This is a genomic window from Streptomyces sp. NPDC045678, assembly GCF_056432085.1.
In genome coordinates, this window is the sequence record NZ_JBWKJS010000002.1 from 724,274 (window position 1) to 740,234 (window position 15,961).

A 15,961-nucleotide genomic window follows, 5' to 3' on the forward strand; every position below is an offset into this window, starting at 1 on the left:
CGGCGGTGATCGGCCAACGCGTCTAGGAAGTGGTTGGCGGCCCCCCCCCCCCCCCCCCCTCCCCACCCCCACCCTCCCCCCCCCCCCCCCCCCCCCCGGACCGGGAGTGCTGTCAGGTCAGACCTCCACCGGCCGGCCCCGCGGCGACGGCGCGGGGGTCAGCCGTCCCGCGCGGTGCAGCCCGTACAGGGCGCCCGAGCAGCCGAGGCCGAGGAGGAACAGCGCGAGCCACGGCAGCGCCGACATTCCTGCCTCGCGGGCCGCGTCCAGGGCGACTCCCGTCAGCAGATTGCCGATCGTGATGCCGACACCGCAGATGGTGTTGTAGAGGCCGTAGTGCGTGGCGACCAGCCGGTCGCCCGCCAGCCGGACGATGGTGTCCATCTCGAAGGGGTACGCGATCATCGTGCCCAGTGCGAGCAGCAGCGCGGCGAGGGTCGGAGGGGCGGCGGCGAGCAGCCACCGCCCGGCACCCCCGTCCGGCACCGGCAGGGCCGTCGCCGCGAGGAGCGGCACGAAGGCGACCCCCATGCACAACAGGCCCCGGGCCAGGGCCCGTCCCGGCGCCATCCGCTGCTTGCACCAGGCGGTCACCCGGGTCTGCCCGACAATGGTCGCGAGGCCGGACACCGCGAAGAGCAGCGCGACGGCGACGGTGCCGAAGTCGCCGTCACCGCCGAGGCGTCGCACCTCCAGGGGCAGCGCCAGATAGACCTGGAAGGTCAAGACGTACGAGCCGATCATCGCCGTCGAGAAGAGCAGGAAGGCACGATTGCGGACGACGCTCCGCCACTGCGCGAGGACGCCTTCACCGACATCAGCGCCGGTACTCCCCCTCGTCCCCGCGTCGCTGCCCCGGCGTGCGGGCAACGCGCGGATCTGCACGACGCTCAGCAGCGCGAAGATCACCGCCGAGACGAGGCAGGTGACCCTGAAGTCGACGCCCGTGAGCAGCATCCCGACGAGCGGGCCCAACAGGATGCCCGCCTGGTAGAAGACGTTGAACAGCGCGAAGGCCTCGACGCGGCGCTCCCCCGCGTCGGCGGCGAGGTAGGCCCGTACCGCGGGATTGAACAGCGCGCCCGCGAACCCGGTGGCCGCGGAGGCGACCAGCAGCGCGGGCACCGAGTCGACGAGGCCGAGGGTGGCGAATCCGACGGTACGCAGGACACATCCCGCCACGATCAGCGGCTTGTAGCCGAACCGGTCGGCGAGCGTGCCGCCGACGAGGAACATGCCCTGCTGGCTGAAGTTGCGTACGCCGAGGACGAGTCCGACGAGCCACCCGGCGAGGCCGAGGGTGCCGGAGAGGTGCTGCGCGAGGTACGGCATCAGCATGTAGAAGCCGAGGTTGATGGTGAACTGGTTGGCCAGGAGCAGCTGGACGCTCCGGTCGTAGGACCGGACCTGTGCGAGGACCGTCGTCTTCATCGCGCCTCGCCCTCGGTGAGCGGTGAACGGAGGCCGCCGGGGGCGGCGTTGTCGTGCAGGGGGCCGTTGCGCTGCGGGCCGTTGCGCAAGGGATCGCTGTGCAGGGGATCGCTGTGCAGGGGATCGTTGTGCAGGGGATCGCGGACGGTGGTGCAGCGGGTCCAGCGGCCGACCTCCTTCTCGTCTGCGCTCTCGACGACGTCGGGATCGGCGGCCGGAGCCCCTTCGAGGAGCCCGTACCGGGAGCAGTACGTGTCGTCGTAGACGGTCTCCAGGTAGCGCTGTGGCCCGTCGGGGAAGACCGCGACGATACGGGTGTCGCACGGCAGCGTCCGGGCGAGCCAGCCGGCCACCAACGCGACCGCGCCGACGCTCCATCCGCCGGTCGCGTAGTGCGAGGTCGCCAACTGCCTGCACGCCCAGACGGATTCGGCGGGCGACACCCAGTGGACCTCGCCGAAGTTCTCGTAGGCGACGTTGCGGGGGTAGATACTCGATCCCAGGCCGCGCATGAGGCGGGGGCGGGCGGGCTGGCCGAAGATGGTCGAGCCGACGGTGTCCACGCCGACCAGGCGCAGCCCGGGGTAGAGCTGCCGCAGGACGCGGGAGATGCCGGCCGAGTGGCCGCCGGTGCCGACGCTGCACACCAGAACGTCGATGTGGCCGAGCTGCGCGGCGAGTTCGAGGGCGAGCGGGGTGTAGGCGGCGACGTTGTCGGGGTTGCCGTACTGGTCGGGGCACCATGAGCCGGGGTGCTCCGCGAGGAGTTCGGCGACACGGTCGCGGCGGGCCTGCTGCCACCCTCCGGCCGGGTCCGGTTCGCGCACCGTGTCGACGGTCGCGCCGTGGGCGGCGAGCAGCCGCGTCATGGACGGCTCGAGGCCCGGGTCGGTGACCAGCGTGACGGGGTGCCCGTGGACCGTACCGGCCAGCGCGAGGCCGAGGCCGAGGGTGCCGCTGGTCGACTCGACGATGCGGCAGCCGGGCTTCAACTCGCCCCGCGCACGGGCACGTTCGACCATGTGCAGTCCCGGACGGTCCTTGATGCCGCCGGGGTTGAACCCCTCCAGCTTGGCCCAGAAACCGCGGCCGGGCGGGGTGAGGGGGTGCGAGACGCGCAGGACGGGGGTGTTTCCGACGAGGCCGGGGAGGGTGGATCCGGCGGGGACGACGGGGTGGACGGGACGGCCGGAGTGGTCGGGATGGCCGGAGTGGTCGGGATGGCCGGGGCGGGCGGGGTCGACGAGGTCGACGGGCCGGGAGGAGTCGGCGGAGTGGGCGGAGTGGGCGGAGTGGGCGGATTCGTGCGCGATCGGAGAGTGCATCTCTTCGCTTCTTCTTCGCTCTCGTTGGGGGGTGGACGCGTACGGGGATCGCGAGGGCCCCTATATGCGCCACCGGCACAGCGAGTTGAGGGCGGCCCGACCGCCACCGCCACCTCGCGCGGTTCCCGGGGGACGTGCCGCCGAGGCATGCCGTACGCCCGGAACCGGGCCCGTGGCACCCACGAGCGCGTGGAACCGAGCGGACGACTGCACCCCGGAGCCGGATCCCGGGCCGCCCGGCCCGGGGCCCGAACCGAACTCGTGGCAGTGACCGGGGGAAGGCGGCACCGGCGGGACGGAATCCTGGGCCCCCGCGCTCCCACCGGCCCCCGCGACCACGTGGAGCCCCATCGGCGCGTGCGGCGCTCCCGGAACCGGACCCGGACCCTGGTGATGCCCGCCGGAGCACACGAGCACGGCGGCAAGCAGGAGGACGTACAACAGATTGCGGACGTACGGCCGAGGCAGCACAGACCCTCCGCGCGGCAGTTGCCCGGACCGGGGCGCACGTACGTGCATGCGTACACGTATCGCCGGCACCCACGGCCGGGACGAGGACAGACCGGTGGGAGAAACCGGCCGGTCTAGACGCGGAGGATCGTCGAGTCTGCGGCGTGCGCTATCGGAACCACGAAGTCGCGCCCCGCGACACGCTGAGCACTCGGAGGCGCGGGCGCGTCATCCCGCCACGCGGAGTCCAGGGGCGAGGGGCAGGGCAGGTCGACACCGGGCCCTTGCGGAGGCTGCCCCAAGGCGCACTCCTCGACGGTGTGCGACGGGGGATGGTCGTGCCGCCGCTCCCCCGGCACCTCGGCGACGACGGAGGCACCGGGCCCCGCCGAGCTCCCCGCAACGGCGACCGAACCCGCCACCACACCGCTGCCGGCCCCGAGGTGACGGCTGGTCGTCTCGGGACTGGCGACATGCGTGAACACCAGTCCGAACAGAACGAGCCCCAGCCCCACACCCCGCCACAGAGCCGCCACCGAGCGACTCCGCCGAGCACCGGAAGGAGACCAGGCCGTCATCACACGGTGATCCTAGCGGGAGGCCTCTCTCGCAGTCTCAGACGGAGCGGGTTGGCGCGGATCTCCCGGGCCGAGCGGACCGGTTGTCCCACGAAGCGGGTCACCGGCACGTCGGGCGCGTCGTCGACCACTGAACCGCTGCCGTACTCCTCCATGGAGAACGGTCCGTGGTGCTCTCCGTGGTCAGCACGGAAGCCGTCCGTACCCGCGGCCGGGCAAGCTGTGATCACAGCGACCGGCCCGCCGTCCCTACCGGCGGCCGGTGATGATCCGACATCGCAGGAGTGGATGATGAGCACCGTAGACGTTCACAAGGGGTTCTCGGCCGAGGAGCGGGCCGCGATGAAGGACCACGCCAAGGAGCTGAAGGCGGCGGGCCGTCGCGGGTCACGTGCGGACAAGGCGGCGGAGGCCGAGCGGGACGTTCTGGCGAAGATCGCCGAGATGGAGGACTCCGACCGGATCATGGCGGAGCGGGTCCACGCCGTCGTCACGGCGAACGCCCCGGCACTCGCGCCGAAGCTCTGGTACGGCATGCCCGCCTACGCGCTCGACGGGAAGGTCGTCTGCTTCTTCCAGAGCGCCGCCAAGTTCAAGTCCCGTTACGCGACACTCGGGTTCAGCGACCTGGCGCGGCTGGACGACGGGCCGATGTGGGCCGCCGGCTTCGCGCTGAGCGAGGTGACCGCGGAGGTGGAGGCACGGATCGGCGCGCTGGTGAAGCGGGCCGTGGGCTGAGGGCCCGGCAGGACAGGGCAGGACCAGGACAGGGGTGCGGTGGGCTGCGGTCGGCTCACTCCGACGACCGGGCCTGCCGCACCTGGCGGGTCACGTCCGGGTCGGGGCGAGGGCGAGGGCACTCAGTGCCGCTCTCCCCTCGGCCGCATGCGCGCCGCCCGCGAGCAGCAGCGTCCGCGCCGCCTGGTAGGGGCAGTCGGCCGCCTCGAACGCGGCCCCGGTCGCGAGCAGCCGCGGTACGTCGCCGTCGAGCAGCGCCTGTGCGCGTTGCACCTGGGCCGCGGCGAGCGCGTTGCCCTCCACGACGGCGCGGGCGGAGTCGACGCGGGCCTGGGCCTCCGGGTGGCCGGCGAGTACCGACGCCTCCGCCCGGAGTGCCACGTACCAGTGCAGCCAGACCCAGCACACCCACTTCCACACCGCGTCCGGGGGCGGTGCGACGCTCGCCAGGGCCGCGTCCGGGTCGCCGTGGTGGAGCCGGACCATCGCGTCGAGGACGGCACCGTAGCCCTGGCGGTGCTGTTCGGCGGTGTCGGCCTGCTCCACGAGGGCCAGCCAGTCCGTCCGCGCCGCGTGATCGCCCCGCAGTCCGTGGACCATGGCGACCGACGCGGCCGCGGCGCCGAGCGAGAGGGAGCGTTGACGGCCGCTGCGCTCCCATGATTCACGGAAGCCGACGGCTCGGGTCAGCACGTCGTCGGCGTGGCCCGCGAACGCCTCCGTGACCAGGAGCCAGGACGTGGCCTGATGGCCCGCCTCGGAGAGGAGGGGATGTCCGGCCAACTGTCCGCTCCACCGTCGGGCCTGCCGCAGTTCGCCCACGCCCAGCGCAGTGCCGGCCGCCATGGCCAGCGCGTCCATCACTTCGTGCGTCCCTGCCGGGGTGCGCGGCGACTTCGCCAGGACGTCGATTCGGCGGCGGGCGGCCGCCGCGGCGCCGAAGGACTCACCGGCCCAGCTCCGGGCGCCCGAGAGCGCGTCGAGAGCGGCCGACTCGGCCACCGGATCGCCGGTCAGCCGGGCCAGCGCGACGGCGCGTTCGGCGTACGCGACCGTCTCCTGCGCGGTGTTCTCCACGTTTCCCTGCAGCGCGCCGAAGGCGTCCGCGGTCACCGCGGCCTCGGCCAGCGCGAGGGCCGCATCGGCGGCCGTGTCACCCACGCCGGACACCTCGTGCGCCCGCGCCAGTACGTCCTTGACCTCCGCCTCGGCCGGGATCACCGGGAACGACGTGGAGAAGCGGTAGGCGACGGTGGCGGCCGCCGCCAGGTCGCGGCAGGCCCCGGCGGTGTCGCCGGCCCGGCGAGCGGCTTCGGCGGCACCCCGGTGCAGGCGGAACATGTCGTCTCCGAGCCGACGGCAGCCGGCCACCCCGGCGGCCTGACGCAGGGCGACGGCCGCCCCGGCGTCATCGGCCAGCTCCGCGGCCTGCTCGAACCGCTCCTGTGCCTCGGCGAGGAGATTGCGGGCGAAGGCCAGCTCGGCCAGGTGCCCGGCGAGACGACAGGCGTCGGCGCGCCGCTCCGGCCGGCCGGCGGCCCAGGACAGGGCGGCCCTGATGTCCTGCGCCACCGCGTCGAAGCGGGCCCGCCACGCGTCGCCGCCGACGTCCACGCCGCCGCCGACGTCCGCGCCGCCCCGCAGGGCCGCCGCACCGGCGAGACACCACGCCAGGTGACGGGAGCGGACATCGACCGGTTCACCGGCGCGGACGAGCTGCTCCGTGCCGTACTGACGGATGGTCTCCAGCGCGTGGTAACGGGTGCCGGTCGCGGAGGGAACCGCGGTGAGCAGACTGTGCTCGGCGAGCCGCCCGAGTCCGTCGGCGACCGCGGCCACAGAGTCGTACCCGGCCGTTTCCACGCCCACATCCGCGGCCCCTACGCCCAGACCCGCGCCCTCCACGGCCACATCAACAGCCACCTCGACGGCCGCCTCCACCGTGAACGGTGCCACGAAGACCGACACCCGGCGCAACAGCGCCTGATCCTGCGGTTCGAGCAGGTCGTGACTCCAATCGAGCACTGCCCGCAGCGACCGGTGCCGGTCGTCGGCGCGGGCCCCGCCCGCCAGCATCCGCAGCTGGTCGGAGAGACCGGCCGTCAGGCCGTCGAGGCCGAGCGTCGGCCACCGTGCCGCCGCGAGCTCGATCGCGAGCGCCATGCCGTCGAGCCGTTCGCACAGGGCCACGACCCCCTCGCTCACCCCCGGCCCCGGCGGCCACCCCACGGCCGCCGCCCGCTCCATGAACAAGGTCACCGCCTCCGACTCGTCGCCGCCGGCCCGTGACAGCGGCGGTACGGAGAAGACCCGTTCGAAGGGCACCAGGAGCCTGGCCCGGCTGGTGGCGAGCACGCGCAGCCGTGGACAGGCCGGCAACAGCCGTTCCAGGAACGGCGCGACGCCCTCCCTGACATGCTCGCAGTTGTCCAGGACCAACAAGGCCTCACGGCCCGCCAGAGCCGTCGTCAGCACCTCGGCGAGGCCGCGCCCGGGCTGCTCGCCCACGTCCACCGCCGCCGCGACCGCCGCGTCCACCCGGCCGGGGTCGGTGAGCGGGGCCAGGTCGACGAACCACACCCCGTCGGCGAAGTCGTCCGCCGCCTCCGCCGCCACCGCGAGCGCGAGCCGTGTCTTGCCCACGCCGCCCGGCCCGACCGCGGTCACCTGCCGGTGCGTCCGCAACGCCGTTGCCAGTTCCTCGCGTTCCCGCCCGCGGCCGACGAACGTCGTCAGCGGCGCGGGCAGCCTGCCCGCCGCATGCGGCGCCGCACCCCGGCCGGCCGCGGCCACGCGCCGGGAGAGCGCCCGCCGGTCGGGCACCTCCAACTTGCGCAACAGCGAGGAGACATGGGACTCGACCGTACGCACGGAGATGAAGAGCCGCGCGGCGATCTCCGCGTTGCTGAGATGCTCCCCGAGCAGAGCGAGCACGTCGGCTTCCCGAGCCGAGACCACAGAACTGGACATCCGGCCATTATCCGTGAGGGTGTACGACACCGTCCGGCGGGCACCGAGGTGACCCTGTCGTCAGACCTCAGCGGCGCGGCGCGCATGGAAGATCCCCCAACGGAGCAGGCCTCGGCGCGTGATGTCCGCCCACAGCGGCAAATTGACGAGCAGGTCGTCCACGTAGGCCGGGCTGATGACACCGCGCAGCTCCTCGCTGCGGTGGCGTACCTCTTCGCAGAGGCGTGCGTAGTGGGTGGCGAGGTCCTCGGTGCGGTCCTCGAAGTCGGCTTGCAGGCCGAGGACGGACAGGCGGTCCCGGTAGAACGACGGCGTCGCCAGGCTCTGGACGCCGAGACGGGACAGCGCGGGCCGCAGGTCCTGCGGCGACGCGTCCTCGGCCGCCATGATGTCCGAGAAGACCAGCGCGCCACCCGGTTTCAGCACGCGTACGGCTTCGCGCAGCGCGCCCTCCCGATCCGCCACATGGCACAGGACCTCCAGGGACCAGACCACGTCGAAGCGGTGCGCCTCGTAGGGGAGGCGGTTGAGCGAGCCCGACACGACCTCGATCAGCCCGTCGAGACCCCGTTGGGCATTCGTCGCGCGGTGGCGCCTGTTGTGCTCCTCGCTGAGGTCGAGCGCCCTCACGCGGCAGCCGAAGCGCTCGGCGAGGGCGCGGGCCGAACCGCCGTACCCCGAGCCGAGGTCGAGCACGGCGGCGTCCGGCCCGAGCAGGTCCACGACCTGGTCCGCGGCGTGCCGCACCGTGCGGCGCGAGGCGTCCGCGATGGCCTCCCGCTCGTGGGCGTAGAGGCCGATGTGGATGTCCTCACCGCCCCATACGGCGTCGTAGAAGGCGTCGACATCGCCCGTCTCGTAGTAGCGGCGGGTCGACGCCTCAAGGTCCGGTGCGCTGCCGTCATCGCCGGTGGTCTCGGTCACGGCACGTGCATACCCCACATTCCGTCCGCCGACTCACCACGAAGTGCCGCCGGAGTCCCGCCCCCGGCATGAGGGGCTCGCCCCCAGGGAGACACGAGCGTTGACAGTTCGCTTAGTTCTGCAGGGCCGCCCATCGTGCGAGCCCACCCACGTTTTCTCCCGCGATTCCTGCCCGTGAGCGCCGGGGCCAGAGCTCAAGCGTCAGCAGGCGATCAAATTCGAAAGCAAATGCCCATTTGCGTCCGATGAGGTTCCGCCAACGCTCACTGAGGCGCAATTTGAGCCCACATGGCCAATTCTGACAGGGCTTCAAGGGTTTGAGTAAGCGCATGGGCGCATATGCCCATAACGGTCCGTGGCGGTCGCGCAACGATCGGTCGGACCAGTAAGGTCCGGACACCGGCGATCGCCGGAAACGACAGTGACCCTGGCGGCCGTCCAAAGCGAACCAGGGCCTGCCGATCTTCAGCAATGCCAGTCCGACGAAATTCGGGAGATCCCTCATGTCTTCAGACCGCCAACAACCCCAAGGTCAGGGGCCTACTGTGCCGATAACCTCGGGCTGCGAAGCTATCATGCCGCCTCGCAGAGGATTTGAAACGGCCGGTACCTTCACTGTCACGGCACGCGGTGCCTTCTTCATCTCGCTCGTCGTGCTGCCTCTCATCGCCATCTACGGCGCCGAACACACCGGAATGGTCACGCTGGCGGCAGTCTGTGTGACCGCGGCACAGTCCTCGCATCTCATCTACCGGCGAGTTCACCGTCACTGACGACTCGTGACGCCTGGAGCCGCGTCGAGCGGGCCAGTCTTGCCGGACCGGGCCGGCCCGCCCGTTCCCTCCCCCCTCCCCAGCACGATTCGTTGTGAGACAGGCAGTCAATGCCCCGCTCGCTGCACGAAATCGAAGCGCCGTGTCCCCCGAAAGAGGCACTCTCGCCATGACTGCAACCCGAAGCTGCGCGAACTGTCAGCGCGGCTTCACTTCCAAAGGCGGCCCCGGCCGTCCCAAGTTGTACTGCACCCCCGCCTGTCGCGCGGCGGCCCGACGCAAAGCCCCTCCCGACGACGCTTCGGCCAACGCCTCGCACCACGAGCTGATAGTCGAGATAGCCGAGACCCTGCGGAGGCAGGCGGACTCCCTGATCGCCTCGGTCCACGAGCAGCAGGGCAGCAGCGAACTGCTGGCGCACCGCGTGGCGCTGGCTCGGCAGTTGGACGACCTGGAAGCCGCCGTGGTCCGTCGCGGCCGCGGCGCCGACGAGTCCTGGCAAGCCCTCGCCGCCCCGCTCGGCGTCAGCAACGAGACGCTGCGCAAGAAATGGTCGGCGCAAGTCCTGGAGCGGCGCCTGGAGCGGCGCGTGTCCAGCTCGGCCGAACCCTCGGCCCGACCACCCGACGGCCCGGTCTTCCTGCCCCGTCAGCGCGGCACCGTCGTCGGGCAGCCGGCCAGATCTCATGAGGTCAGCACCACGACCCCCGCGCCCCTCACCAGTGACGCCGCCCCTCGCACGGCCCGCCAGCTCCTCTCCGCGGCCTTGTCCCACCTGCAGCGCTGCCAGGGCGGATCCCTGCGTGAGCTCGCAGACCACGCGGGGATCACTCCCTCATACGTCTCGCGTGTGCTCAGTGGCGAACGCCGCCCCTCCTGGCCTGTCACACGCGCCGTCGTGGAATTCTGCGACGAGGAGCCCGCCGTGCTGTATCCGCTGTGGCGCCTCGCCCACGGTCAGCCCGTGGACGTTCGGGTGGTCACCGCGGAGCACGCCGCCCTAGAGTTCCACCGCTTCATCCGCAGTCTGCACCTCGCCGCCAACCGGCCCGACCCCGGCCTGCTGGTGCACGCCGACGACCACACGCTCTGCCGTGCCGACGTGGACCAGGTCCTGGCCGCCGTATACGTGCCGGACTGGCCCACCACCGTGCGCCTCGTCAGTGCGTTGCAGGGCCGTCCCACCGACGTCCGCCCGCTGTGGCACGCCGCCCGCACCCTGCCGCCCAAGCCTCTCGGCAACCGCTGCTCTCTGCAGGCCGCGTCCTTCGGCTGACGGCCTCGCACCGACCGCTCCACTCCCCAGGGGGAACCGTTGACCACCCTGCGCACACCACATCCGTCCCGACTCGCCTCCCCCAACGGCCGTGGCACGAACGAGACCGCCCGAAGGCCGACCGGCCTGTGCCACGCCTGGCGGCAGACCGGCCACCGCACCCGACCCCGTTACCAGTTGGCCGTCGAGGCACTCGTACTCACCACAGCCGACGAGACGTCCCTGGCAGAGCAGCCGGCCGGCCACCGGCGGATCGCCCGCCTGTGCCGCGAGGTGACGTCGGTGGCCGAGGTGTCCGCCCTCCTACGCCTCCCGCTGGGCACCACCCGCGTCCTCCTCGCCGACCTCACCGAGACCGGCGTCGTCGACATCCAGCCGCTCGCCGCCCAGAGCACGGACGGCACTCCGGACACACCCCTGCTCGAGCGCGTACTCGCCGGACTTCTCGCGCTCTGAGCCCTTCGCCCGGCCCGGGCACACTCCCCCACACCCACATGTCGAGCCGCAACGACCCGCGGAGATTCCCCATGGCCAACGAAACCACCAACACCGCGTTCTACCGCTGGCTGCTCGCTCGGTGCCGGAGCGCCGGGTACGACACCGGCGCTCTGGAAACGCACACCGAAATCATCATGATCACCTCTGTGGCGCTCAACGAGGGGTTGACTCCCGAAGCCACCGGGCACATCGCCGACGCGCTCGGTGTCACATCCCGGGAGCTGACCCGCGCCTACATCGGTGAGATGCGGCGGAGGACCATCTCCGAACTCCTCGCCCATCCCGACCTCGCAGCGCTCGACGCTCATCTCAACGAGATCGCCGGCACCGGCTGAGAGCCCGTCCTGTGCCGCCCTGCTGCCGACGGCCCCGCGGGACGCATGAGGTAAGAAGACACCCGTGAACGAACCGCCCCGGACCGCCACCCAGCACGCGTTCATCGCGCTCGCGCCGCCCGACCACGCGAAGAACGAGCTGGCGCACGCGCTGGGCCCGGCCTGTGCCGCCCACCCCGACCTGCGCTGGAACCGCATCGAGGACTGGCACATCACTCTGGCCTTCCTGGGCGAGCTGCCGGTGCAGACCGTCCAGCGGCTTCGTTCGCCCCTCGCCGAGCTGGCGGCTGCCCGCCCCTCTCTCGAACTGTCGCTGCTCGGTGGCGGGCACTTCGACGACCGAGTGCTGTGGAGCGGTGTCGAGGGCGATCTCGAAGGGCTGCACGAGCTGGCCGAAGCGGTACGGGCGCGGATCAGGGACTGCGGCGTGGCCTTCGCCGAACGTCTGCTGCGTCCCCATCTCACGCTGGCCCGCGCTCACCGCTACGACACCGCGTCCGTTACGGCGGCGGCCGCCTCCCTCGACGGCTTCACGGGAAGCCCTTGGCGGGCCGAACGCCTCCACCTGGTCGGCAGCACGGTACGAGGCCACTCGGGCCCGCGGCGCTATCAGGACATCGACGCATGGAGCCTCGTCACCGACCGAAGACGTCCCGCTTCGAAACCGCGGTGATGCCGACTCGGTCCCACGCCCCCTGGAAGCAGTCGGACAGCCACCCCACCGGCCGAGGTGCTGCATGGGATGCGGTAGGGCCTCTGCGCCTGGCGGTAGGATCATGCGACTCCGGGGAGGGCATGGCGGCCAGGGGGTCGGGTCGCCGTCCGTGACTCATCCTCCCCGCACCCTGGGGAGGGATTTTTCCGTGAGTTCCATGGTTCGTCATGCCCTGATACGTCACCGTCGCGCCAGACGTCTCGGCATCGCCGTGACCGTCTCCGCCGCCATCGTGGCCGGAATCGGGCCGCTGCGGGTGTCGGCCACCGCCGCACCGACGGCGTCCGACGCCTCCAACACCTCGGACACCTCGGACACCTCGGACACCTCGGACACCTCCGAGACCGTGGTACCTGCGACCGAGCGCAGCAAAGACCTCTCCGTCTCCTTGTTCGCGCCGGAGCAGCTGAAGGGCGCCGACGGGGCGGGCGCCAGAGGTGTCTTCCACCGTTTGGAGGGCTACGACGGGCTGGTCTGGACGCGTTACGCGGACGGCAAGACCTTCCCCGTGCCCGAGGCCGTGCAGGCGCTCGGCGTGCAGCCCACGGGGAGCGATTCCCTCGCCAGGCGGCCCGACGGCGGCAAGGTCGTCGAGCTGTGGGACGCGGTGGACCGGACGACGCGTACGCTGCGGCAACCCGAGGGCCAGATCTTCGTGGGGACGTACGGGTCCACGGTCGTCACGCACACCAAGTCGGCCGACGACCCGGGGCCCGAGCCCGACACCCTGCACCTGCTCACGCCGGGCACCGACGGTGAGACGCGTGACGTGACGGTCGGCGGCCTGCCCGCGGGAAGCGTGGTCGGTCCGCCGCTCGGCATCGACGAGACGTCCTTCTTCTTCCTGGGCGCAACAGGTGACACCAACCGGGTCTTCGAGGCCGACCCGCGGACCGGAGAGGTCACGGGCCAAAGTGCCGCACTGCCGGCCGGCCACACCCTCGCCTCCCTGTCACCCGATCACATCGCGGTCTACAGCAGAAACTCACCCGACGTCCTCGTCTTTGACCGCTCCGACCTGTCGGCCGCTCCCCGCACCGTCAGCCTCGAGAACGGCACGCTTCAGCCCCGGGATGCCCTCGCGGTGGTCGGCGACTGGCTGGTGTACCGCCCTCGCACCGGTGCCGCGGCCGGTTCGGTGAAGGCCGCGCCGATCGGCGGGGGCAGCCCGGTGACGCTCGTCGGGAAGATGAACCGCCCCGCCATCTCCGCGGGCCCCGCCGGTACGGCCGTGGTGGTCGGCCCGGCGGGCGGACAGCAGGCCATCCAGCGCATCACCGCCGACAGCACGGGACGACCGGTCGTCACCGTGGTCAAGCCGCTGCCCCGGCCGAAGTCCGCGGTCCGCGGACTGGCCCTCGCCCAGGGCCGCTTGCTGGTCACCGACACCTCCAGCGGGCGACGCGACGACTACGCCCGTACGGTCGACGGCACTCCGGCGAACGGTGCCCCGGCATTCGGCGAGCGTTCTCCCTTCACGCCGGACACGAACGTGCTGATCGGCGGCGACTGCCCGGCGGCGGATCTCGCCTGCTCGCAGATCCACGGCACCGCCGACGGCCGGATCGCATGGCTGGAGCACGACCAGGGCGACGATCGGCTCCGGGTGCACGGGCCCGGCCGCACCGACCTCTTCGAGAAGAGCGTCCCGGCAGGCGGAACGATCACCGACATCTCCGGCCGGTACGTGCTGTACACGGCGGCCGACCAGCAGTACGTGTACCGGCTCAACAACTACGCCTCGCCCACGCTGACCCGGGGCGCGGGCCCGGCCGCCCTCTGGGGTGATGTGCTGTGGACGCCGGGAACCACCCCGGGCACGGTGACCGGCTACGACCTCACGGCGAAGAAGACCGTGCACGAGGTGACGACGGGCGCCGACTGCGACCCCACCGAACTCCAGGCCCTGGGCCGCTGGTTGTACTGGAGCTGCGGCGCCGACGGGCCCGCGGGGGTGTACGACCGCACGGAGAACAGGACGGTCACCGTGCCTTCGGGCGAGGCGTTGCTCGGCGACGGCTACGTGGTCACCCACGACAGGACGGCCGGCGAGCTCGAACTGACCACGGTGTCGGGCGGCACCGCCGCCACCCGCCGCATCGGTGACCTGCCCGACACGGGCGTCTCCCAGCGCCACGTGCGGTGGACCGTCGACAAGTCCGGCACCACCGCCGCCTACGTCGACGACCAGGAACGCGTGCACCTGGTGTCCTCCGGCGAGCCGGCCCAGCCGATCGAGCGGCTGGCACCCGACGAGAACGCCGCCACGGTCCGGGCGACCGGACGGGACGAGACGCCCGGCACCCTCACCCGGCTGCTCCTTTCGAAGCCCGCGGCGGACTGGAAGCTGACGGTGCGTGCCCGCACCACCGGGAAGGTCGTGGACACGGTCGAGGGCGGCGTCACGCGCGGCGCGCTGACCGTGGGGTGGCACGGAGCCGTCCCGCAGGCCGCGGGCGACACGTTCCTCCCCAACGGCGCCTACGACTGGTCCCTGTCGGTGCGGCCGCACGACGGGGTGGGCGCACCGCTGGAGACGCACGGCACGGTGCTGCTGCGTGGCGGTGCGGCCGAACGTCACGACCACGCGGGTGCCGAGGCGGAGCCCGACGGGGCCGGAGACCTGCTCACCATGAACTCCTCGGGCACCATGACCTTCCAGCACGGCGACGGGAAGGGGGCCTTCGCGGGCAAGTCGTCCGCCGGCGGCTGGTCCACCAAGGCCCTCGCCGTGCCTTTCGGCGACCTGGACAAGGACCGCTGCAACGACGTCCTGGTCCGCATGCCCGACGGCGCCTTGCGCGGTTACCTTCCGCGGTGCGGGCAGCCACCGGCCCCGTCCTCGCCGTACAAGAAGCTGGGCGACGGCTGGAACGCGTACGACGTCCTCACCTCGCCCGGCGACCTGACGGGCGACGGCCGTGCCGACCTCCTCGCCCGCAAGGCGTCGACCGGCGACATCCACCTCTTCGCGGGCAAGAGCGACGGCACGCTCGCTGCGGGCAGGAAGATCCGGTCCGCCTGGAAGTCCTTCACGCGGATCCTCGGGGCCGGTGACCTCAACGGCGACGGGGTCGGAGACGTCGTGGCCCGGCACAAGGACGGGACGCTGTACCGGTACGAGGGCCGGGGCGACGGCACGCTGAAGGACCGGGTCAAGGTGTTCGCCGACTGGGGTTCCTCGTACAACACCCTGGTCGGGGCCGGTGACATCACCGGGGACGGCAAGGCGGACCTGATCGCGCGCGACACCTCCGGCAGCCTCTACCGTCTCGACGGCAAGGGCAACGGTTCGTACAGCGGGCGCAAGAAGATAGGCACTGGGTGGGGCGGCTACAAGGGCCTCTTCTAGGGCTGCTGTTGCGGGGGGGGGGGGCGTCAGACCGACAGGCGGGCGATTTCCTGGGGGTCGAGGCCGGTCAGTTGGGCGATGCGCTGTGCGGGAATCCCCGCTTTCAGGGCGCGGTGCACGAGGGCCTGCCAGTCCTGGGTGGTCGCCCGGAACGCGAGCAGTTCGCCCTCCATGTCCGTGACGGCCTGAGGCGCGCACTCCTGCTGGACCTTCAGCGCCTCCTCCTCGCTCAACGGCACCGGCAGCCGCTCGGCATCCTCCGGGATGAGCGTCTCGGCCTCGGCGGGCAGGATCCTGACCTGCTCCGATGACGCGGAGGCCTCGTGCGCCTGCAACCAGCCGTGCACCGCAGGGGTTTCCGTGCATTCCAGGGCTCCGACGGCGGGGAGGGCCGCTCCCAGTCGGGGGTGCCGGTCAGGAAGGAGGAACAGGTACGCGTCATCGGCCATCGTGGTAAATCGCCTTCTCGTTCGGACGTCTGGACGTCGGCCGGTCACGGATGGTGAGGCCCAGGCACACACGTTCCCGCGGTCGGCCGGTTCACTCGGGGCTTCCGGCCACGGAGCCTCTGGCCCAAAGCTACGGGCCCGACCTCA

The 15,961-nt window shown here is 72.0% G+C and carries 12 protein-coding genes; 6 read left to right on the forward strand and 6 right to left on the reverse strand.

The annotated features are described in order from the left end of the window. Nucleotides 1-117: 117 nt before the first annotated feature. The 3 genes from AC07DO_RS09715 to AC07DO_RS09725 form a co-directional block, all read right to left on the reverse strand. The gene (locus AC07DO_RS09715; RefSeq protein ID WP_479058190.1) at nucleotides 118-1,431 is read right to left on the reverse strand and encodes an MDR family MFS transporter; all 1,314 of its coding nucleotides are present in this window, start codon (nucleotides 1,429-1,431) and stop codon (nucleotides 118-120) included. Continuing rightward, nucleotides 1,428-2,756, reverse strand: coding sequence for a PLP-dependent cysteine synthase family protein (locus AC07DO_RS09720; protein WP_479058191.1), 1,329 nt, complete (start codon nucleotides 2,754-2,756; stop codon nucleotides 1,428-1,430). Before AC07DO_RS09720 ends, AC07DO_RS09715 begins: the two co-directional genes overlap by 4 nt. A gap of 584 nt (nucleotides 2,757-3,340) precedes the next feature. Beyond that, a complete protein-coding gene (locus tag AC07DO_RS09725) occupies nucleotides 3,341-3,742 on the reverse strand; it encodes a hypothetical protein (protein WP_479058192.1) in 402 nt (133 codons plus the stop codon). A gap of 330 nt (nucleotides 3,743-4,072) precedes the next feature. On the opposite strand from AC07DO_RS09725, the gene AC07DO_RS09730 reads away from it, so the two are divergent. After that, a complete protein-coding gene (locus tag AC07DO_RS09730) occupies nucleotides 4,073-4,522 on the forward strand; it encodes an iron chaperone (protein ID WP_479058193.1) in 450 nt (149 codons plus the stop codon). A gap of 90 nt (nucleotides 4,523-4,612) precedes the next feature. On the opposite strand, the gene AC07DO_RS09735 is transcribed toward AC07DO_RS09730, so the two are convergent. Together AC07DO_RS09735 and AC07DO_RS09740 are read right to left on the reverse strand one after the other, a co-directional pair. After that, nucleotides 4,613-7,492 (reverse strand): ATP-binding protein, encoded by a 2,880-nt coding sequence (locus AC07DO_RS09735; RefSeq protein WP_479058194.1) that lies wholly within the window; start codon nucleotides 7,490-7,492, stop codon nucleotides 4,613-4,615. Nucleotides 7,493-7,552: 60 nt separating this feature from the next. Continuing rightward, nucleotides 7,553-8,416, reverse strand: coding sequence for a methyltransferase domain-containing protein (locus AC07DO_RS09740; protein WP_479058196.1), 864 nt, complete (start codon nucleotides 8,414-8,416; stop codon nucleotides 7,553-7,555). A 942-nt stretch (nucleotides 8,417-9,358) separates the two neighbouring features. Between AC07DO_RS09740 and AC07DO_RS09745 the strand changes: the two genes are divergently transcribed. The 5 genes from AC07DO_RS09745 to AC07DO_RS09765 all read left to right on the forward strand — a co-directional run bounded on the left by AC07DO_RS09745 (nucleotide 9,359) and on the right by AC07DO_RS09765 (nucleotide 15,365). Beyond that, nucleotides 9,359-10,465, forward strand: coding sequence for a helix-turn-helix domain-containing protein (locus AC07DO_RS09745; protein WP_479058197.1), 1,107 nt, complete (start codon nucleotides 9,359-9,361; stop codon nucleotides 10,463-10,465). A 39-nt stretch (nucleotides 10,466-10,504) separates the two neighbouring features. Beyond that, entirely contained in the window at nucleotides 10,505-10,921 is a 417-nt protein-coding gene (locus AC07DO_RS09750; protein ID WP_479058198.1) for a DUF742 domain-containing protein, read from the forward strand. A gap of 71 nt (nucleotides 10,922-10,992) precedes the next feature. After that, complete coding sequence (locus AC07DO_RS09755; RefSeq protein ID WP_479058200.1) at nucleotides 10,993-11,298, forward strand: hypothetical protein; 306 nt, start codon at nucleotides 10,993-10,995, stop codon at nucleotides 11,296-11,298. A gap of 64 nt (nucleotides 11,299-11,362) precedes the next feature. Continuing rightward, entirely contained in the window at nucleotides 11,363-11,971 is a 609-nt protein-coding gene (thpR, locus tag AC07DO_RS09760) for an RNA 2',3'-cyclic phosphodiesterase (RefSeq protein ID WP_479058201.1), read from the forward strand. A gap of 199 nt (nucleotides 11,972-12,170) precedes the next feature. Continuing rightward, complete coding sequence (locus AC07DO_RS09765; protein WP_479058584.1) at nucleotides 12,171-15,365, forward strand: FG-GAP repeat domain-containing protein; 3,195 nt, start codon at nucleotides 12,171-12,173, stop codon at nucleotides 15,363-15,365. A 26-nt stretch (nucleotides 15,366-15,391) separates the two neighbouring features. On the opposite strand, the gene AC07DO_RS09770 is transcribed toward AC07DO_RS09765, so the two are convergent. Continuing rightward, nucleotides 15,392-15,814, reverse strand: a complete 423-nt coding sequence (locus AC07DO_RS09770; protein ID WP_479058203.1) for a DUF6003 family protein — start codon at nucleotides 15,812-15,814, stop codon at nucleotides 15,392-15,394. Between the last annotated feature and the right edge of the window lie 147 nt (nucleotides 15,815-15,961).